Annotated in this window: 19 protein-coding genes; 4 read left to right on the top strand and 15 right to left on the bottom strand. The window is 62.9% G+C overall.

Features of this window, described 5'->3' with window-relative positions; all coding sequences use genetic code 11:
* Nucleotides 1-16: 16 nt before the first annotated feature.
* Both DAD186_RS04335 and DAD186_RS04330 read left to right on the top strand, forming a co-directional pair.
* Nucleotides 17-1,270, top strand: a complete 1,254-nt coding sequence (locus DAD186_RS04335; RefSeq protein ID WP_236886289.1) for a TFIIB-type zinc ribbon-containing protein — start codon at nt 17-19, stop codon at nt 1,268-1,270.
* Nucleotides 1,267-1,596 carry a hypothetical protein gene (locus DAD186_RS04330; protein ID WP_065247653.1) on the top strand — a complete coding sequence of 110 codons (330 nt, stop codon included), beginning with the start codon at nt 1,267-1,269 and terminating at the stop codon, nt 1,594-1,596. The genes DAD186_RS04335 and DAD186_RS04330 overlap by 4 nt, the downstream gene beginning before the upstream one ends.
* 7 nt (nt 1,597-1,603) lie before the next feature.
* On the opposite strand, the gene DAD186_RS04325 is transcribed toward DAD186_RS04330, so the two are convergent.
* The 3 genes from DAD186_RS04325 to DAD186_RS04315 form a co-directional block, all read right to left on the bottom strand.
* The gene (locus DAD186_RS04325; protein ID WP_065247652.1) at nt 1,604-3,406 is read right to left on the bottom strand and encodes an ABC-F family ATP-binding cassette domain-containing protein; all 1,803 of its coding nucleotides are present in this window, start codon (nt 3,404-3,406) and stop codon (nt 1,604-1,606) included.
* Between the two features lie 61 nt (nt 3,407-3,467).
* The gene (gene rsmA, locus DAD186_RS04320; RefSeq protein WP_065247651.1) at nt 3,468-4,364 is read right to left on the bottom strand and encodes a 16S rRNA (adenine(1518)-N(6)/adenine(1519)-N(6))-dimethyltransferase RsmA; all 897 of its coding nucleotides are present in this window, start codon (nt 4,362-4,364) and stop codon (nt 3,468-3,470) included.
* Nucleotides 4,361-5,323 carry a TatD family hydrolase gene (locus DAD186_RS04315; protein ID WP_065247650.1) on the bottom strand — a complete coding sequence of 321 codons (963 nt, stop codon included), beginning with the start codon at nt 5,321-5,323 and terminating at the stop codon, nt 4,361-4,363. The genes rsmA and DAD186_RS04315 overlap by 4 nt, the downstream gene beginning before the upstream one ends.
* Nucleotides 5,324-5,544: 221 nt before the next feature.
* Here DAD186_RS04315 and rpmF point away from each other — a divergent pair, with 221 nt between their 5' ends.
* On the top strand, nt 5,545-5,715 hold the full coding sequence (rpmF, locus tag DAD186_RS04310) for a 50S ribosomal protein L32 (protein ID WP_065247649.1): 171 nt from the start codon (nt 5,545-5,547) through the stop codon (nt 5,713-5,715).
* Between the two features lie 52 nt (nt 5,716-5,767).
* Here rpmF and rsmI read toward each other — a convergent pair whose 3' ends face one another.
* On the bottom strand, nt 5,768-6,634 hold the full coding sequence (rsmI, locus tag DAD186_RS04305; protein WP_082991080.1) for a 16S rRNA (cytidine(1402)-2'-O)-methyltransferase: 867 nt from the start codon (nt 6,632-6,634) through the stop codon (nt 5,768-5,770).
* A gap of 37 nt (nt 6,635-6,671) precedes the next feature.
* Here rsmI and DAD186_RS04300 point away from each other — a divergent pair, with 37 nt between their 5' ends.
* The gene (locus tag DAD186_RS04300) at nt 6,672-8,261 is read left to right on the top strand and encodes a dolichyl-phosphate-mannose--protein mannosyltransferase (protein WP_065247648.1); all 1,590 of its coding nucleotides are present in this window, start codon (nt 6,672-6,674) and stop codon (nt 8,259-8,261) included.
* Nucleotides 8,262-8,279: 18 nt separating this feature from the next.
* Here DAD186_RS04300 and DAD186_RS04295 read toward each other — a convergent pair whose 3' ends face one another.
* The 11 genes from DAD186_RS04295 to DAD186_RS04245 all read right to left on the bottom strand — a co-directional run bounded on the left by DAD186_RS04295 (nt 8,280) and on the right by DAD186_RS04245 (nt 17,613).
* Nucleotides 8,280-8,747, bottom strand: coding sequence for an S-ribosylhomocysteine lyase (locus DAD186_RS04295; RefSeq protein ID WP_065247647.1), 468 nt, complete (start codon nt 8,745-8,747; stop codon nt 8,280-8,282).
* A 43-nt stretch (nt 8,748-8,790) separates the two neighbouring features.
* Nucleotides 8,791-9,399, bottom strand: a complete 609-nt coding sequence (locus tag DAD186_RS04290; RefSeq protein ID WP_065247646.1) for a LysR family transcriptional regulator substrate-binding protein — start codon at nt 9,397-9,399, stop codon at nt 8,791-8,793.
* The gene (locus tag DAD186_RS04285; protein ID WP_082991079.1) at nt 9,396-9,884 is read right to left on the bottom strand and encodes a DUF4870 domain-containing protein; all 489 of its coding nucleotides are present in this window, start codon (nt 9,882-9,884) and stop codon (nt 9,396-9,398) included. Before DAD186_RS04285 ends, DAD186_RS04290 begins: the two co-directional genes overlap by 4 nt.
* Nucleotides 9,877-10,773, bottom strand: coding sequence for an inositol monophosphatase family protein (locus tag DAD186_RS04280; protein ID WP_065247645.1), 897 nt, complete (start codon nt 10,771-10,773; stop codon nt 9,877-9,879). The genes DAD186_RS04285 and DAD186_RS04280 overlap by 8 nt, the downstream gene beginning before the upstream one ends.
* Before the next feature lie 72 nt (nt 10,774-10,845).
* A complete protein-coding gene (locus DAD186_RS04275) occupies nt 10,846-11,865 on the bottom strand; it encodes a sulfate/molybdate ABC transporter ATP-binding protein (RefSeq protein WP_065247644.1) in 1,020 nt (339 codons plus the stop codon).
* Nucleotides 11,862-12,668: a molybdate ABC transporter permease subunit gene (gene modB, locus DAD186_RS04270; protein WP_065248721.1), complete on the bottom strand. Its 807-nt coding sequence runs from the start codon at nt 12,666-12,668 to the stop codon at nt 11,862-11,864. Before modB ends, DAD186_RS04275 begins: the two co-directional genes overlap by 4 nt.
* Before the next feature lie 5 nt (nt 12,669-12,673).
* Entirely contained in the window at nt 12,674-13,471 is a 798-nt protein-coding gene (gene modA, locus DAD186_RS04265) for a molybdate ABC transporter substrate-binding protein (protein ID WP_065247643.1), read from the bottom strand.
* Between the two features lie 4 nt (nt 13,472-13,475).
* Nucleotides 13,476-14,804: a D-arabinono-1,4-lactone oxidase gene (locus DAD186_RS04260; protein ID WP_065247642.1), complete on the bottom strand. Its 1,329-nt coding sequence runs from the start codon at nt 14,802-14,804 to the stop codon at nt 13,476-13,478.
* Nucleotides 14,805-14,833: 29 nt separating this feature from the next.
* Nucleotides 14,834-16,045 (bottom strand): alanine racemase, encoded by a 1,212-nt coding sequence (locus DAD186_RS04255; RefSeq protein WP_082991078.1) that lies wholly within the window; start codon nt 16,043-16,045, stop codon nt 14,834-14,836.
* 29 nt (nt 16,046-16,074) lie between these two features.
* Nucleotides 16,075-16,959 carry a hypothetical protein gene (locus tag DAD186_RS04250; RefSeq protein WP_065247641.1) on the bottom strand — a complete coding sequence of 295 codons (885 nt, stop codon included), beginning with the start codon at nt 16,957-16,959 and terminating at the stop codon, nt 16,075-16,077.
* Between the two features lie 72 nt (nt 16,960-17,031).
* Nucleotides 17,032-17,613, bottom strand: a complete 582-nt coding sequence (locus tag DAD186_RS04245) for a GNAT family N-acetyltransferase (RefSeq protein WP_065247640.1) — start codon at nt 17,611-17,613, stop codon at nt 17,032-17,034.
* Between the last annotated feature and the right edge of the window lie 46 nt (nt 17,614-17,659).

Genomic DNA, 17,659 nt, shown 5'->3' with positions numbered 1-17,659 from the left:
CGAAGGAGCACCTCACGTGAGCGGCCCCGATCTCAACGACGTGAACGTCGTCAAGGGGCGCACCGCCGCTCAAGACATCGTGGATACGCTCGTTGAGCCCACCGCCGAGCGAGTCATCAATACCGCGAGCGGGAAAACCGACGGGTTCGACAAGTGCCCGAGGTGCGGCTCGACCGACATCGGCTATTCGCTCCAACACCAGGCACTCGTGTGCCGGTACTGCCGCTTTGAGTTCAACGAGAAGATCGCGGAGACGGCCTTCGGGCTCGACTCCCCCATTGAACAGCTTCATGGCATCGTGCGCGGTTCGGGCACGAACGACATCGCGGTCGATGCCTCAGTCGTGACACTCAAGTGCCAGGGCTGCGGTGCCGAGGTCGTTATCAAAGCGAACGAATCGCTCCAGGCGCGCTGCCACTGGTGCCGCCAGGTGCTCTCGCTCAATCAGCAAATCCCTAACGGTGCGGTCCCCGATGCAGTGCTGCCTTTTGCGCTCACACACGAGCAGGGCGTCGAGAAGGTTCGCGAGTTCGCGGGCGACCGGCGCTTCTTCGTCACGAGCCAGTTCAAGTCGAACTTCACACCCGAAAATGTCGTGGGAGTCTACGTTCCCTACATGACCGTTGATGGCAACCTCACCGCTACCGTCGAGGGCCGCGGTGAAGTGACTCTTCGCCGCTACACGAGGCGCGTAAGCGAAAATCAAACCGAGCGCGTCTCGGACATCCAGGAATACACGCTCGGGCGAAAATTCGATTTCACGGTGGACGATCTGATCGCGGAAACCAACAGTTCACGCGCGAACATGAACACGAGCGTGAATACCAACAACGTCCTCAACGCGATTCTCCCTTTCGACACCAAGAATGCCGTCGCCTACAACTCGAACTACCTTGCGGGCTTCACCTCGGAGCGCCGTGACCTCGATATCGACGACATCGACGACACGGTCGAAAACAACTTCCTCTCGATCGCTCGCTCACGCGCCGACCTCATGATCCGCGACTACGACCGCGGCGTTCGTTGGGAAAGCGAAGGGCTCGAGATCCACGGCACGCGCTGGGTCGCGCTCTACCTTCCAATCTGGCTCTACAGCTACCAGGATGAGCGCAATGGCTTGATCCACTACATTGCCGTCAACGGCCGAAACGGTCGCACCATGGGTTCCGTTCCCGTGGACAAGTTCAAGCTCTTCGGCTGCGCCGCAATCTCCGCGATCGCGACATTCGCCGTCACTCTCCCTCTCGCACTCGGGGCGGTGTTCCTATGAGAACTACAGTCGCCATACACGAGCTCCTTACGCTCGGTCACGTCCTCGCTGATTCGAGTTCCAGCAATGGGGACGCGAGTGTCGCCGTCATCGCGGCCCCGTTCGTTCTCGCGTTCGTCGTTTTTACGTCGGTGTACTCGTTCTTCTATTTGCGTTACCGCAACACGGACAAGAAATACCGCTTCGAGAGTGAAACGCGCATTGGTGTCTCGAACGTCCAAGCTTTTGATAATGCCGGGCGGCGCCGCAACGGCGTCAAGAGCACGACGATGTCGGGGCGCAATAACGGTAGTCCCCGCGAGCGTGTTCGGCGCATGTCGGTGTGATGCCGCTTCACGCCTCTTCGATCTGTTCGAGGATCTCGAGCCAACGTTCTTCGCCTTCGGCGATCTCGTCTTCACGCTCGCGCACCTTCTGGCCAAGCACGGTCAACCCTTCGAAATCAGAAGGGTCGTGCGCGGCAAGTTCCGCGTGAATGTTCTCGATTTGCCCGCGAAGCTTCTCAATGCGCCTTTCGATCGCGCTCGCTTCCTTTTGGATGGCCCGCAGCTGCGCACCGGAAAGGCCTTCATCCGAGCCTGAGGTGGCGTCGGAAGAGCCTCTACCCGTGCCTTCTAACGCGCGCTCCCGCTCCTCTTTCGCACGTAAATCCAGGTACTCGTCGACTCCCCCTGGCAGGTGGCGGAGAGTTCCTCCGATCACCGCATACTGCTGATCGCTCACGCGTTCGAGCAGGTAGCGATCGTGCGACACGACGATGAGAGTCCCGGGCCACGAATCCAGCATGTCCTCGAGGGCCGTGAGCATGTCGGTATCGACGTCGTTCGTGGGCTCGTCGAGAATGAGCACGTTCGGTTCACTCAAAAGCACGAGCAAAAGCTGGAGGCGCCGACGCTGGCCACCCGACAGGTCACCCACGCGCGTGGAGAGGTGATCCTTGGCAAAGCCGAGACGTTCGAGGAGCTTCGCCGGCGTGAAGTCTTTGCCGTCGATCGTGAAGGTCGTCTTGGTGCGCGCGAGTACGTCTCGCACTCGATCATCCGCGATCTCTTCGAGTTCGCGAAATTGCTGGTCGAGCACCGCCACCTGGACGGTCTTCCCACGCTTCACCCGACCTTCGGTAGGTTCGAGAGTGCCCGCGATGAGACCCAGAAGCGTGGACTTACCGGCGCCATTCGCGCCAAGAATGCCGGTGCGCTCTCCGGGCGCAATGCGCCAGGTGACGTCCGAAAAGATCGTGGTGTCGCCGTAGCTCACGCCGGCATCGATGAGGTCAACAACGTCCTTGCCGAGGCGCGCCGTCGCAAGTCTTTTGAGCTCGAGCGGGTTGCGAACCTCGGGCACGTCGGCGATGAGCGCGTTGGCGGCCTCGATACGGAAACGTGGCTTTGACGTGCGAGCTGGCGCTCCGCGGCGCAGCCACGCGAGCTCCTTGCGCGCAAGGTTTTGGCGTTTTTGTTCGGTTGCGGCGGCGATGCGGTCACGCTCGACTCGCTGGAGAACGTAAGCTGCGTACCCGCCTTCGAAGGGCTCGACGATTCCATCGTGCACCTCCCACGTGCTCGTGCACACTTCATCGAGAAACCAGCGATCGTGAGTAATGACGATGAAAGCGCCCTGGCCAGCGCCCCAGCGGCCTTTGATATGGCGGGCAAGCCAGTGGATGCCCTCGAGATCCAGGTGGTTTGTGGGCTCATCGAGGCCGATCACGTCCCAGTCGCCCACAAGCAACTGTGCGAGGGCCACGCGGCGGCGCTGGCCGCCCGAAAGCGCGCCAATGCTCCGCTCGAAAGGAATGTCGGAGAGGAGGCCCTGGATGATGTCGCGAATTTTCGGGTCGGAAGCCCATTCGTGTTCGGGGGCATCGCCCACAATCTCGTGGCGCACGGTCTGGTTGTCGTCAAGCGAATCCGACTGGGAAAGCAAGCCCATGCGTACGCCGTTTTTGGGAGTGACCCGCCCGCTATAGGGCTCAAGTTCCCCAAAGAGAAGGCGAATGAGGGAGCTCTTACCATCGCCGTTGCGGCCAACGATCCCGATTCTGTCGCCCTCGAAGATACCGAGGGTCACGGAATCGAGAACGACCCTATTCGGGTATTGCAGGTGCAGCTGTTCGGCGCCGAGAAGAAGACTCACACCGAGAGCCTACGCGTACTCGCCAAGGCCCGTGAAATGCACACGACCGGGTTGTGACCTCTTACGAGAGGTCACGTGCGGCGTTCGCGATCGCTATGAACTCAACAACCTCGAGCGTTTCACCGCGGCGCTGAGGGTCGATGCCGGCGCGCTCGAGGATTTCGCCCGCACGCTCGCCTCCCCCGGCCCACGTTTTGAGAGCCGCCCGCAGCGTTTTACGACGCTGGAGGAAGGCCTGGTCGATCACCTCGAAGACTTCCTCGCGAGGTGCTTCCCCCGGCTCCCTCACCCGATCTCGACGGACGCGCACGAGGGCGCTATCGACGTTCGGCTCGGGCCAGAAAACGCGCCTCGAGATGCGGCCCGCGAGTTCGCTGCTTCCGTACCATGCGGCTTTCGCGCTAGGGGCGCCGTAAATCTTTGAATCCGGTTTCGCAGCGAGACGCTCCGCGACTTCGAGCTGCACCATCACAAGAGCCTCAGTGAGGTCATCGAAGCGCTCGAGAATGGTCAAGAGAATGGGAGTCGCGACGTTATACGGGAGATTTGCCACGAGGCGCGTGGGTGCGTGAGATGCCGCCTCGGGGACGGGAAGTTCCGTAAGGGCGAGCGCATCGCCCTTGACGAGGGACAAACACGCGAGGTCAAGGTTCTTCGCCTCGACGGTCAAGGGCAGGATTTCGGCGAGAGCGCCGTCAAGCTCAACCGCCCCCACGTGCGCGCCAGCCTCAAGCAGGCCAAGGGTGAGAGAACCGAGCCCCGGCCCCACTTCGAGCACCACGTCGCCTTCGCCCACGCCGGCCCGCTCGACGATGGCACGCACGGTATTCGCATCGAGCAGGAAGTTCTGCCCTCGTTTTTTCGTAGGGGTGATTCCGCGGTAGGCGGCAAGCGCCCGGATATCCCGAGGGGTGAGCAAGCTCGTGCCCGCGTCGAGCGCGGGAAACTCCTCGCTCACCCCTCGGCCCCCGCAAATCCGTACACGTCGCGCTCCGTCGCGAGCACACCAGCGCACGCCTCTTCGAGGCTCACGCCCTTCGCTTCGGCAATCACGCGCATCGTGTGCGGGATAAGGTAACTCGAGTTAGGGCGGCCGCGGTATGGCTCTGGAGTGAGAAACGGCGCGTCGGTCTCCACCATGATGCGGTTGAGCGGAGTCACGGCGAGCGCCTCGCGCAGGTAGGCGGCGTTCTTGAACGTTGAGGTGCCGGAAAACGACAGGTAAGCCCCGCGTTCGAGCGCCTCTCGCGCAAATTCTGCATCGCCGCTAAAGCAGTGGAAAACCGTGCGTTCGGGCGCGCCCTCCGCATCGAGAACGTCAAGAACGTCCCGGTGGGCGTCGCGATCATGGATCTGCATGGGCAGACCTTTTTCTTTCGCCAGCGCAATGTGCATGCGAAAACTTTGGATTTGCGCGTTACGTTTCTCGGGCTTCTTCTTCGACGTGCGGAACCAGTCCAATCCTGTCTCACCAACGGTCACCATTCCGGGCGTATCGAGCAGCTCGGAAATTTCGGCGATCGCCTCGTCGAGTGAGCAGAGCTCCTCGCCACTACGGCCCGTACCCGTCACGACGTGATTCACGGCATCGTTGGGGTGGATCGAGCAACCGCCCCGGAGACGCTCTCGCACGAAAGCGCGGTGCTCTTCGGCGACATGTTCGCCGCGCATGACCTCGGCCGTCCAGCGCGCCGAGGGGAGGTCGCAACCGATCGTGATAATGCCGCGCACGCCCACTCGATCTGCCCACGCCACGTGCTCCTCGATTCCGTGGGAGCCTTCGCCGTCGGAAAAATCGAGGTGTGCGTGGTTATCGATCACGGCACCGGGCAGAGCTTCGGGCGGTTCAGGCCACGAAAGGTCGCGGTGGTGGCCGGTCTCGGCGGTCGCGGAACGGGAGTTCACTGCCTTAGTCATACGGCTAGTCTAGTGCGGGGCGAGCGTCGGACCCCCGGCCCAGCACCCAGCCTCGCAAGGCCGTGAAGCCCAACACACGCGTCCCCTACCCGCGCGCACGACGCGCGAAAATGTGGTTAGATTGATTCCTGTTGTGCGTGGGCGCGCACCTTACGGTGATCTCTTGTGGATCAAGCCCGCCACTACCCCGATTTTCACGCAGTTCGAGCAAGGAGCGCATCATGGCAGTGCCTAAGTATAAGATGTCCCGGGCCCGCACCCGTTCGCGCCGCGCGAACTGGAAGGCCGAGACCACCGATCTCGTTAAGGTCACCGTGCGCGGTCGCACCGCCGCGGTTCCGCGCCGCCTCGCGAAGGCGTACCAGCGCGGCCTCATTGAGATCGACGGCTAATTTCAGCACGTCGCGAAGGGCGCTCCACCTGCGGGTAGGGCGCCCTTTCGGTTTAATCGTTCTTTCTTTCGAGGGCAGCATCGTAGAGGTCTCGCGCCGAAACGCCCTGGTGCGCGCGAGCCACAGCCTTTGCTGCGTCTTTGAGGCGCTCCCCCGACTCCGCTCGCTCGAGCACAAGCGCGGCAAGATCAGCCGGGTCTTCCTCGCTCGGCGGAGCGGGTGCCACGACGATCACGATTTCTCCAAGAACCTCGTTCGCGCGCGCCCATTCGACGAGTGAGCTTAGCGGGCCCCGCACGATTTCCTCGTGGGTTTTCGTGAGTTCGCGCGCCACGCAGGCATCGCGTTCCTCACCGAATACTTCGGCCATGGCTTCGAGGGTGTCGCGGGTGCGCCGCGGCGATTCAAAAAAGAGCAGAGTGCGCTGCTCGTGCGCCAGTGCTTCGAGGGCGGTCAAGCGTTTTCCCGCTGTCCGTGGAAGGAAGCCCTCGAACGCGAAACGATCGGGGGCGATGCCCGAATGCACGAGAGCGGTCAGCGGTGCCGAAGGCCCGGGAAAGACTTCCACGGCGACGCCCTCGCGGTGTGCCGCGTCGACGGCCCGGAAACCAGGATCGGAAACAGCGGGCATACCCGCGTCGGTGACGAGAAGTACCTTTTGGCCTTCGCGCGCGGCTTCGAGAAGTACCTCGGTGCGCTCCTTCTCGTTGTGCTCGTGGTAGGCGAGCGTGCGCGCCGTGAGCCTCACTCCGAGTTCGGTCGCGAGCCTCTTGACGCGGCGCGTGTCCTCAGCGGCGATCAGATCGGCCTCGCGAAGCGCCGCGACGAGACGGAAAGACGCGTCGAGGGGGTTGCCGATGGGCGTTGCGGCAAGTGCGATAGTTCCAGGTGTGAGCACGGTTTTGTTCTCGGTTTCCACCGTGCGATCCTATCGCGCGGCCCTCTAGTATGGCCTGGTGAGTAAAAGGAAAGCGATGCCAAGCGGCGGCTCTACAGCGGTGCCCACTACAGGAAAACGCGCCGCACGGCCTTCATTCGGGAAGCCCCGCGGATTTTTCGGTCTGAGCGATCGGGCGACGACGTGGATTCTCGCCGCGGTGCTCGCTGTGTGGGCGGGGGCGCTGCGCCTTTACAAACTCGGCCACGTCAAGACCCTCATCTTTGACGAGGTGTATTACGTGCGCGACGCCTACACGCTTCTTCGCGAAGGCCATGAGCGCGCGTGGGCGAAAGACATCTCGAAGGCCGCATTCGAGCGCGGCGATATCGACTCGTATCTCCCTGATCCGCAGTACGTGGTCCACCCGCCGGTCGGGAAATGGGTCATCGCGCTCGGCGAGTGGGCCCTTGGAGCCGATAATCCGTGGGGCTGGCGCATCTCCGTGGCCGTCCTTGGAACGCTTGGCGTGCTCCTGTTATTTTTCACGGTCCGACGCTTGCTGCAGAATACTGTTCTCGCGTTTCTCGCGGCCTATCTGCTCTCCATTGACGGAGTCCACCTCACTCACTCCCGGACGAGTTTGCTCGACCTGATTCTTGGGTTCTTCTGCCTCCTTGCGTTCTACTTTCTCCTGAGGGACCGCGATCACTTTCGCGATGCGCTCGGGCGGATCGAGGGCGCTGGGGAAGGCTTCGGGCATGTCACTGGGGTGCGCTGGTGGCGTATTGCCGCGGGGATTTCGCTCGGCCTCGCGTGCGGCGTGAAGTGGTCGGGGCTCTACTTCCTTGCCGTGTTCGGCATCATGACGGTGCTGTGGGACTGGACTGCGAGGAAACGCTACGGCGATCCTCGCTGGAAACTTCGCGGCTTCGCACTCGATGCGATCCCCGCATTTTTTGCGATGGTGGGCAGTGCGTTTGTGACCTACGTGCTGTCGTGGAGCGGATGGTTCGCCTCTCAAGGCGGGTACTTTCGGAACTGGGCAGCAGAGAATGCTCACGCCTCGAACCCCGTGAGCGAAGCACTCCTCTCGCTGTGGCATTACCACGAGGAGATGTACTCGTTCCACGTGGGGCTCGATTCGACCCACACGTATGCCGCAAAGCCGTGGCTGTGGCTCCTTCAGCTTCGCCCCACAAGCTTCTACTACGAGTCGTACACCTACGGCGAGGCGGGATGCGAGGTAGAGAAGTGCTCGGCGGCCATCACCAATATCGGCAATCCGCTCATCTGGTGGTTCGGCACTTTCGCGCTTCTCGTCACGCTCATCGTCGCAATCGCTAAGCGCAACGGAACGGCGGCAGCAATTCTCTCGGGCCTCATCGCCGGCTACCTGCCGTGGTTTCAGTATCTTGACCGCACGATCTTTCAGTTTTATTCGGTCGTGTTTGAGCCGTGGCTCATCATGGCGATCGTGTTCGTGTTCGCTCTCATGTTCGGGGGTCACGCGGCGTCACGGACGAGGAAGCGCATCGCGCTTTTGGCGATCGCTTCACTAGTGGTCACGATGACACTCATGTCGATTTTCTGGTGGCCACTGTGGACCGCCCAGGTCATTCCCTACGACCTGTGGCGGGCCCACATGTGGTTCGATTCGTGGATCTGATTGAGCCGAGGGTGATTTTCAGGCAGCCGCCTCCACCTGGAGCCATTCGCTCTTTTTCTCAAGGAATTTTTTCGCGGCAGCCTTCGCGCCCTCGAGGCTGTGGTGGGCGCCCCAGCCACACTGGACCTCGTTCGCAGCGGGGACCTCGCTCGCCTCGAGCAGATCGTTCAGGGTCGCCTCCACGAGCGGGGCAACCTCCTCGGTCGTGTGATCACCGCGCATGAGCATGTAGAAACCGGTGCGGCAGCCCATGGGCGAGATATCGAGGATGTCTTCGCTATGGTTGCGCGAGAACTCCGCCATCATGTGCTCGAGCGAATGCACCGTCTCAGACTCGAGGGCGTCCACGTTCGGCTGGGTAAAGCGGATGTCGAACTTGGTGAGAACGGCGCCGCCGAGATCCTTGCGATCGGCGATGCGGATATAGGGCGCCGCTACCGTTCGGTGGTCGAGATTAAAGCTTTCTACGTTCATGCGGTCGTTCATCGTTACTTCCTCAATGGTCTTGCTTCGTCATTTCCGTTCCATCCTAACGACGCGAGCTTCGCGCGGTGCGGCCCCGTACCACGCCTTGAAACTCCTGTCGCACGTCGTCGTCGGCATCCTTTGGCCACACGAGCGCGATGCGTGTACCTTCGCGCTCGGCAAGCGGACGGTGGGTGACATCCCGTCGCGCGTGCAGGCGCGCGAGGGACATGGGCATGACCGCGTAGCCGTGACCTGCGGCGACTGTCGCGACGGCTCCCTTCGCACCGCCGCATTCCTCGAGGCTGAAGTGGTGCTCCCCCTCGAGATCCTCTTCTGCAATCTCGTCGAAAAGGCTCAGCGGGTTGTCCTTTGCCATAACGGCGACCGGTCTCTCCTCCCACAGTGGAACCGCGTGAACATCCTCAGGCTCAAGCACGGTTGTGCCCCCGCTCGAGGCACCAATCCACGGGAGCCGTGCGAAGACCATGTCGACCGCACCGCTCGAGAGTGCTTCCTCGGGTGCGCGAGAATCGAGCGGAATCAATTCCAGTTCGACCCTCTCCCGGTTCGCGCGCCAGCGCCGCGCGAAAACATCAGGTTCCACCCCGGGGATGAATCCCACCCGGAGCGCAGGAGCAACCGTTTGGTCGTCTGTCTCGCGCCGAGTCACTTGATGATCGACACGGTGAAGGGGTAGGTGTAGGCCTCACCGTTATTGGCCTTCATCGCGGCAATAATCGGCACCACGATCGTTGCCACAAACACCGCCAGCCCAATGATCGCGGCGATCACCACGAAGAGGAGCGGAACGAGGAGGAACGACAGGAACGTTCCAATGAAGAAAAAGCCCCACGCAATGACGCTGTACACAAAAAGATTAATCGCGAAGTTGAGTGCACCCGCCGAAGCGTTGCGCACAAATGGGCTCTTGTCGCGGTAGAGCAAATAGATCACGAGCGGCCCCACCCAGCCGAGCCAGCCGACCGAAACGACGGTGGCCACAAGCGCGCTGAGATGCGCGAGAATCGCCCAGGTGCGCTCATCGCTCGTCACACCACCGGGGCCGGTAGGGCCGCCAAAGCCAGATGCACCGGTGCCCTTGTTGCCGGACGTGGGATTGCTAAAGCCGTATGGATTCGAGGGTTGGTCACTCATGGTGGGCTCCTTCATCACGTAGGGATCGTTCACATCGAGACGTGTGGATTCGGTCAAGCAAGGAATCGAGCTCTTCGTAGCGCTTCGCGCTCGCGCATGCAACGTAGGCGGGGCATTCCTGGGGCACAACCACGGTAGCGTTGCTGCCCTCGGGACGGCATGTCCAGGTGCGCACGCTGCCGCCAGCTTTCTCGACGATATGGAAGCCGGCGGCGATATCCCACGGGTTAATGCGCGTGAGTGTCGTGGCGTCGGCCCAGCCTCCGGCCACGAAGCAGAGTTCAAGCGCGGCCGATCCGAGCTGACGCACCGCCCCGGCTCTCTCGAGGAGTGCATGGCGCTCGCGCTCGGCAAATGCTCGATCGTCTCTCAGATCGCGAAGTCCGGGGAATCCGGTGAGCACGAGGGCATCGGCGAAGTCGCGCTCGGGGTTCGGGCCGAGGCGCGTGTCGCCGAGGTAGGCGCCGCTCGTATCCGACCAAAACTCACGCCCGAGAGCGGGAGCATTCACGACACCGCCCACGAGAACGCCTTCGACGGCCACGCCGATCGAAATAGCGTAAAGCGGGTTTCCCGTCGCAAAGTTCGAGGTGCCATCGATCGGGTCAACGTAGAAGGTTACGGCACTCGTTCCTTCGAGTGTTCCTCCCTCTTCGCCCACGATGCTCGCTTTCGGGCACCGCTCAAGCAAAACCTCCCGGATACGGTCTTCGCACGCGCGGTCGTGAATCGTCACGATGTCATGAGCGTTTGCCTTGTACTCACGTTCAACCGGTCCGGCGCCGATTTCGGCGAGGTAGCTCGCGGCAGCGGTGGCCGCCTCGCGGGCAATGGCCGCAAGCTTCGCGTGCTCGACTGTGTTTGCCGTCGCCGAAGAGTCCGTGTTCACGCGTCTATTCCATCACAGAGACTTCTCTCAACCTGGAAACGTGTCTTTGCGTCTCAGAACCGTGCCATGCCGTCAGCGTCGCGGCTCGACCTTGACGGGAGCAGATTGCAGGATCGTCGCCGTCTGGCCTTCCGCAACCGTTCCCCGCGCTTCCTCGTGCGCGCTCAACTCAACGGGGACGTCTTCGACGTAGACCACGGGGCGGTGCCCGATCCTAGAGAGGCCACGAATGATCCCCGCACCGGATGCGGCCGAAGGGCTCTCCTCGCGAAGGCGCAGGGCCCGAGGATCGATCAACGCTCGCGCTGGGCCGAGCCTGCACTCTCCCGTCGCTTCGAGAGCGATGCCTCCGCGCGTCACGAAGACTCCGCGCGCCCGAACTTCGCCCTCCACCCATTGAAGACCCGCGAGCTCCGCGAGAAACTCCGAATGCGGTGAAGCGAGGGCAGCGTCGCACTCCCCTACTTCGACCACGCGCCCAGACTCGAGAACACACACGCGATCCGCCCACGCGAGAACATCGAGTAGGTCGTGAGTCGCGAAAACAAGCGTGCGCGAACGTGAAAGTCGAGCAATAAGGCCGCGCAGCTCGCGAGCGGCCCGCACGTCAAGCGCTGCCATGGGCTCGTCGAGAAGAAGCACGCGCGGCTCAATCGCGAGGGCCCTCGCAAGCGCGCATTTTTGCGCCTGACCGCCCGAGAGTGTCGCGGGGCGCCTGTGCTCAAGCCCTTCGAGGCCCACCTCTGCGGCGAGGGCGATCGCTTTCGCGCGAGCAGCACGCTTCTTCATGCCGCCGCTCACGAGCCCGTAAGCAATGTTGTCAAGGACGCTCATGTGCCCAAAGAGGTGAGCGGATTGCGAAAGAGAAGCAAAGCCGCGCCGGTGAACGGGCACTCCCGAAAGTTCTCTACCGCCGAGCGAGACCCGCACTCGAGTTCGTCGACCCTCACGAAGAACACCCGCGGCTGCCTCGAGAACCGTGGATTTTCCCGCGCCGTTCGGTCCCACGAGCGCAACGTGCTCCCCCTCGGCCAGCTCGAGACGAGCCTCGACGCCGCGCTCGGGGCACACCACTTCGATCGAGAGTGTCATCGCTCCTCACCCTCGCCGTTCAACGGGCCACGCGCGTAGGCAAGAGACACCACAATGAGCGAAAACGCCACGAGCAGGATCGAGAGCCCCACGGCGTGCGAGAGATCAGCCTCGCGAGCCAGGTAGATCTGGAGTGGAAGCGTGCGAGTTGTGCCCGCGAGAGAACCGGCCACAGTGAGGGTCGCTCCGAACTCCCCGAGCGAGCGCGCAAAGGCGAGCGTGGCGGCGATGAGAAGAGGGCCGGCAAAACGAGGGAGAGTCACGGTGTGGAGCACGCGCATCGGTCGTGCTCCAAGCGTTGCCGCAACCCTCTCCTCAGCGAACCCTCGCGCACGAAACGCACTTTCGAGCGTCAGCACCACGAACGGGAGGGACACGAAAGTCTGCGCGAGCACGACCGCGCTCGTCGTAAAAACGACCTGTACACCCACGGTCTCAAAAAGGGGCGAGAGGAGGCTCTGGCGGCCATACGCCAGTACGAGCGCAAGTCCCGACACAACGGGCGGAAGAACGAGGGGAACGAGTACGAGAGCCCTGAGAACGGCGACGAGGGGACTCGTAGCGCGTGCGAGCACGAGGGCGAGGGCACATCCGAGCACGGTCGAGAGTATGCACGCGAGGCTCGCCGTAGCGAGAGAAAGCGCGGCGGCAGTGAGATTTTCGGGTGCACTCGCGAGCGCCGGGAGGCTCGCCCATTGCGTTCCACGTACGAGGGACAGGAGCGGGAACAGGGTGCTCAGGCCCGCCACGAGTGCGAGGAGTCCGACGGTTGCCGGAAACCGCGTTCCACCATTACGGTTCACGGGATTCACTTCACCGGGGCGAAACCGGCATCTTCAAAAACCATCTGGCCTTCGTGGCTCATAACGAGGTCGACGAATTCCTGCGCTGCCTCGCTGCGGTTCGCCGTTTCGGCTTCTTTCGTGACCGCGATTTCGTAGGTGTTGTCGAGCCGCTCCGCACCCGCGAGCTCGACCCCGTCAACGGTGTCCTCGGCGCCGGCAACGTCGGTCTCGTACACGATCGCGGCATCGGCCTCCCCGGCGACCACTAAACCGAGCGTGTCCGTCACAGAGTTCTGCTCGGTATCGAACTCGATAGCGTCAAGTCCCGCGTTCTTGAGAAGACGATCCGTGAGCTCTCCACACGGCACAGCGCTTGCACACCGCACCGTGACAAGCTCGGGACGCGCAGCAAGGTCGTCGAGGCCCTCAATGCGTTTCGGATTCCCCTCGGCAACGGCGAGCTCAAGCGAGTTTCGTGCAAAAACTTCAGGAAAAGCCGTCACGAGTTTCTTGTCCTTGGCCTTCTGCATCCATGAGTGCGAGGCGGAAGCGAAGACATCCGCAGGTGCGCCAGCATCCATCTGGGTCACGAGGTCTTGAGATCCGGCAAACGTCAAGACGATATCGACGTTTGGATGTTCCTTCTCAAAATCCTTTTCGAGCCTCTCGAAAGTGCTCTTGAGGGAAGCCGCGGCAAAAACAGTGACCGTAGTGCGGTCCTGGGAGGCGTCGGCCCCCTCAGCGACACTACCGCCGCTACATCCCGCGAGCGACGCGGCAACCAGCGTCACTGCTGCTGCCAAGCCTACGAGGCGCTTCATCGTGTCATCCTCCAAGAAGGGAATCGAGGTAAGGGGTGGAGAAAAGTCTATCGGGATCCAGTTCGTCTCTCACGGAAACGAACTGCTCAAAGTTCGGATACAGCTCGCGCAGTTCAGTCTCCCGAAGCCAATGCATTTTTCCCCAGTGTGGGCGCCCCTCGAACGCGACGAGCGTATCGTGCACGAGATGCAGGTAGTCATCGCTTTCTGCGTGCAAGGGGTTGTGGGCGGCGATATACACAGTGTCGCGCTCACTCGCCGTGGAAAGCCACACGTCGTCAGCTGCTGCCCGACGCACTTCGAGGGGGAAGATGAGCGAACGGGTCGAACCCTCGAGCGCGCGCGTGAGGGCTTCGAACGCCTCGCCGAAACGGCTCGCGGGAATCGCCATCTCGCACTCGCGAAACCGCGTGCGCCGAGAGGCCACAAAGAGGCGGTAGGGAAAGTGCACGGCCTCGCCCGCGGGCATGAGGGCGGAAACCGCACTCGAAAGAGGCCTCTTCGTCGCGGGAACGGCCTGCACGAGCCGATTGGCCAGTGCAAGCGCACCATTGCCCACGACCTCGCTCTCGATAGAGGTGCGCACGCGGCCCATACCTCGATTCGACGATTCCGCGGGCACGTGGTTGAGCTCGCGTACGACCGCCCTGCGGCCACTCGGAACGAAGAAGAATTCCTGGTGGTCTTGCTCCATGCTCGTCTCGAGGAACCTCGCGGCGGTCTCTTCGAGCGGAGCTGAGTATTCGCGCCTGTGGAGCTTGTAGAGCGGGACGGTGCGCAGCCGCACCTCAACGATGATGCCGAGCGCGCCGAGGCCAAGGCGAGCGGCCTCGAAAAGCTTCACGTTATGCTCGCTGTCGGCCCACACGGCATCACCGTTTGCAAGCACAATCTTGAGGCCTGTCACGAGACCGGAAACGCCCGTGAATCGCCCACCCGTCCCGTGGGTGCCGGTGCTGACCGCCCCCGCGATGGATTGCCGGTCGATATCGCCCATCACCTCGAGCGCACGGTCGTGCTGGGCGAGCATGGGCCCAATTTCCCACAGCCGCGTACCGGCGCGTAAAGTCACCTCGCCGGTGTCGCTATCGAGGTGCACGAGACCGCGATAGTGATCCAAGGTGAGTAGGGCCCCTTCAGGCTTCGCGATCGCAGAAAACGAGTGCCCAGCGCCCATCGCGCGAATGCCGATTCCATGGGCGGTGGCGCGCGCGATGTGGTGCACGATCTCCCGCTCACTACGCGGATGCACAACCTGAGTTGGCGCAAACTCAACGTTCTTCGACCAGTTCGCGCGAATCTCGCGCGCCGAGCCCAAAGCGACCTTTGCCATGTCCCAGCCTTCCCCTAAGGATCAGAAGCCTAAATATACGCGCGTCCACTTCCACGATATGTGGGGACAATATCCACGACGCTATCCTCGCGCACGACGGCATAGGTGTCGACGTGCTCCGCAACCTCGCCGGCCTTCGCGTGTCGCACCCACACGGTGTCACCCACGCGCAGCCGTTCGGCCGCACGACCACGCAGCGGCGTTTGCACCTCGCCCGCACCTTCGAGCCCCACGTATTTCAGCGAACGCGGGTGTACGACGCTCGGAAGTTTGTCAAGACCAGGCGGGCCGCTTGCGACCCATCCCCCGCCAAGGATCGTCGCGACGTTACGCGCAGGGCGCCGCACGACCGGAAAACCGACGACAAGCGCCGGTTCGGGGCGAAACCCTACGAAGTGATCGAAGCTCGCGGGACCGATGAGTCCCGAACCGGCGGCCACCTCCGTCACGCTTGGATCGGCGCACGTCGATTCTATGCTTCCCGTTCCGCCCCCATTCACGAACTCGAGATCGCTTATCGCTCGCACGCGTCTCACAGCCTCGCCTCGCCTCGCGGCGACGTCGCGCGCGCTGAGCTTTTGGATGCCTCGCGTCAGCAGCCGCCCGGGGGTGAAGCCTCGATTGGGCGTGCCCGCAATTTGCGATTCGTAGCCCATGAGGCCCACGAGAGTGAGACCCGAGTAGTGCGTGAGGCTTCGCGCAAAACTTTCGGCGTGAGAGGGACTGAACAGTGGCGAGCGAAGCGCACCCAGGTGCACGCCTCGCACGGGGACGTAGGAACAGTCGAGTTCAAGACACACGCGCACGGGGGCGTTGGTGCTGCGGGAAGTACGCCGGGCAGCCTCGATCATGTCGGCGTGTCCAAGCGAGTCCACCATGAGAGTGACCGACGCGAGTGCACGCTCACTCGTCACGAGGCGCCTAAGCGCGTCAAAATCAGAAGTGGGATACGCGACGAGGATGTCGCCGAAGCCCTCTTCCACTAGGTCGAGCGCTTCCGCGAGCGAGAAGGCCAAAAGCCCGCCGCCAAAAGCACGCTCGGCACGCTCGATGAGGAAAGGAACACGCAGCGATTTCGTGGCAGTGCGGATGGGTGTGTCGCCGGCGCGTTTCTTGAGCGCACGAACATTGGCGTCAAAACGCTCCAGGTCGAGGATCGCAACGGGGCGGTGATGGAGGCTCGCATCAGCGAGGGCGCGTTCATAGCGCTCGAAGTCTCGCGAGCTGAGAGGTGCAGGCATCACTGCCACGGCGCGAAAGCCCGGGAAAATCAGGCCCGGCGGCGGCGCATGACGTCGTCGACGGTGAGACCCGAGCCAATGACCTGGGCGTTCGAGGCGAGATACGTGCCCTGTTCGGCTTCGGCTTCGCGTTCTTCGACGTCTGCGGCTTCGAGGCTGTTTCCGGTCGAGAGTGCGCCGTAACGGAAGCTCACGCGGGAGGCGAAACGCTCATCGGCAAGCGCCTTGCCTCGACCCGCTTCGCGCGCCTCGAGCACCTGGCGAAGGAACGCTTCGTGACGCTCGGCAGGGCTCATCTCGCTCGGGCGCGAGTTTTCGGTTTCCGACGCCTGCTCAGCGACGGCGTCGCTCAGTTCGGCAGCGCCTTCCTCTTCGGCTTCGGGCGCGCCCTCAGTAGGCGCGCCGGCATCGCTTTCGTCTTCGGGGCGTCTCACTGAGCGTGCACGCATCGAACGGGTTGCACGGACGAGCGCGAGGTAGAGCCCGAGCACACTCACCGCTCCAAGCGGGAACCAGATTTCCGTGAGGGAAAGCGAGGTCGTGACAACGCTCGCGAGGGTAGCGACGACAAGAATGACAAGAATCGTTGTAAGCGCAATGTTGAGACCCGGACCGGGTGCGCGATCCTCGACGAGGTCGGTGCGTTCCTCCACACCGAAGCGCGGTCGCGAGGTCGGGTCCGCGGGGCGGAGAAGGCTGCGGTTCTCGGGCATGTCGGTCACCTCGTGCGAGATCGAAGAATAGGTGCGGCAGGCGTCTGTGACGTCCCTGGCGCTCTCGGAGTGACGCTGCTGCGCGACTCGTTCCGCCTCCCCCAGCGTATACCGCCGATCAGCGGTCTTGGGGACGGCGTACAGTAGCCACACGCCCACGAGGAGGGCGATCAGCACCGCACCGAGATTAAAGCTGTTCACCCCTCGATCGTAGGGACTTTATGCCGTGCCAGGGCGCACATTCGACCGCGTGTCGCGGCCATGGGGCGCACCTCACCGCACGGGCGAGACTCGGTCGCGAAGAAGACCTCTCGCGGGGACCTCCTCTCGGGTCAGCGCGAATACTCGATGGTCGCGCCACGCGCCCGAAACGTAGATGCAGCGCTCGCGTATCCCCTCTTCCCGAAGCCTCAATTTCTGGACCACCCTGAGCGACGCGGTATTGGAGGGGCGCACGAGAATCTCCACGCGGTGGAGCCCCTCCCCGATGAGCACCTCTTCGAGCGCGAGAGCGAGGGCTCGAGGGGCTATTCCGCGCCCCGCCCATTCCGGGGCCACCCAGTACCCCACCTGCGCGCTCGAAAGCGAACCGAACACGATCGGGGAAAAACCAATGTGCCCCACGAGTGCGCGATTGTGAAAGATTCCCAGGGAGGACCACGCGATCTCGCGTCCTTGGCGCCTGAGCGCTCTAAACTGCGCCTCAAACGGAGGGTAGCCGCCGTCTCCCCACGCGGGATCTCGCGCTTCCCAGCGTTCAAGCCACTCGGCGCTGCTCTCGCGCACACGGACGTAGGCCTTGCGATCACGGCGCACGAATGGGCGCAGGGTGAGCGGGGCATCGCGGAGTCTCATGACGGGAAGCCTAGCGCTAGTACACGCGAGAGCCGGCTTTCGACGT

Source organism: Dermabacter vaginalis, assembly GCF_001678905.1.
In the GTDB taxonomy this organism is placed as follows: domain Bacteria; phylum Actinomycetota; class Actinomycetes; order Actinomycetales; family Dermabacteraceae; genus Dermabacter; species Dermabacter vaginalis.
Note: the sequence above shows the minus strand (reverse complement) of the source record. Positions and strands in the feature narration are given on the sequence as shown.

What these genes read in the sequence shown, in the direction of transcription:
- DAD186_RS04285 (WP_082991079.1), bottom strand. Translation starts at nt 9,884, where the DNA reads ATGAGTGACCAACCCTCGAATCCATACGGCTTTAGCAATCCCACGTCC.
- DAD186_RS04260 (WP_065247642.1), bottom strand. Translation starts at nt 14,804, where the DNA reads ATGGCAAAGGTCGCTTTGGGCTCGGCGCGCGAGATTCGCGCGAACTGG.
- DAD186_RS04275 (WP_065247644.1), bottom strand. Translation starts at nt 11,865, where the DNA reads ATGACACTCTCGATCGAAGTGGTGTGCCCCGAGCGCGGCGTCGAGGCT.
- DAD186_RS04330 (WP_065247653.1), top strand. Translation starts at nt 1,267, where the DNA reads ATGAGAACTACAGTCGCCATACACGAGCTCCTTACGCTCGGTCACGTC.
- DAD186_RS04255 (WP_082991078.1), bottom strand. Translation starts at nt 16,045, where the DNA reads ATGCCTGCACCTCTCAGCTCGCGAGACTTCGAGCGCTATGAACGCGCC.
- modA (WP_065247643.1), bottom strand. Translation starts at nt 13,471, where the DNA reads ATGAAGCGCCTCGTAGGCTTGGCAGCAGCAGTGACGCTGGTTGCCGCG.
- DAD186_RS04295 (WP_065247647.1), bottom strand. Translation starts at nt 8,747, where the DNA reads ATGAACGACCGCATGAACGTAGAAAGCTTTAATCTCGACCACCGAACG.
- DAD186_RS04315 (WP_065247650.1), bottom strand. Translation starts at nt 5,323, where the DNA reads ATGACTAAGGCAGTGAACTCCCGTTCCGCGACCGCCGAGACCGGCCAC.
- DAD186_RS04245 (WP_065247640.1), bottom strand. Translation starts at nt 17,613, where the DNA reads ATGAGACTCCGCGATGCCCCGCTCACCCTGCGCCCATTCGTGCGCCGT.
- rpmF (WP_065247649.1), top strand. Translation starts at nt 5,545, where the DNA reads ATGGCAGTGCCTAAGTATAAGATGTCCCGGGCCCGCACCCGTTCGCGC.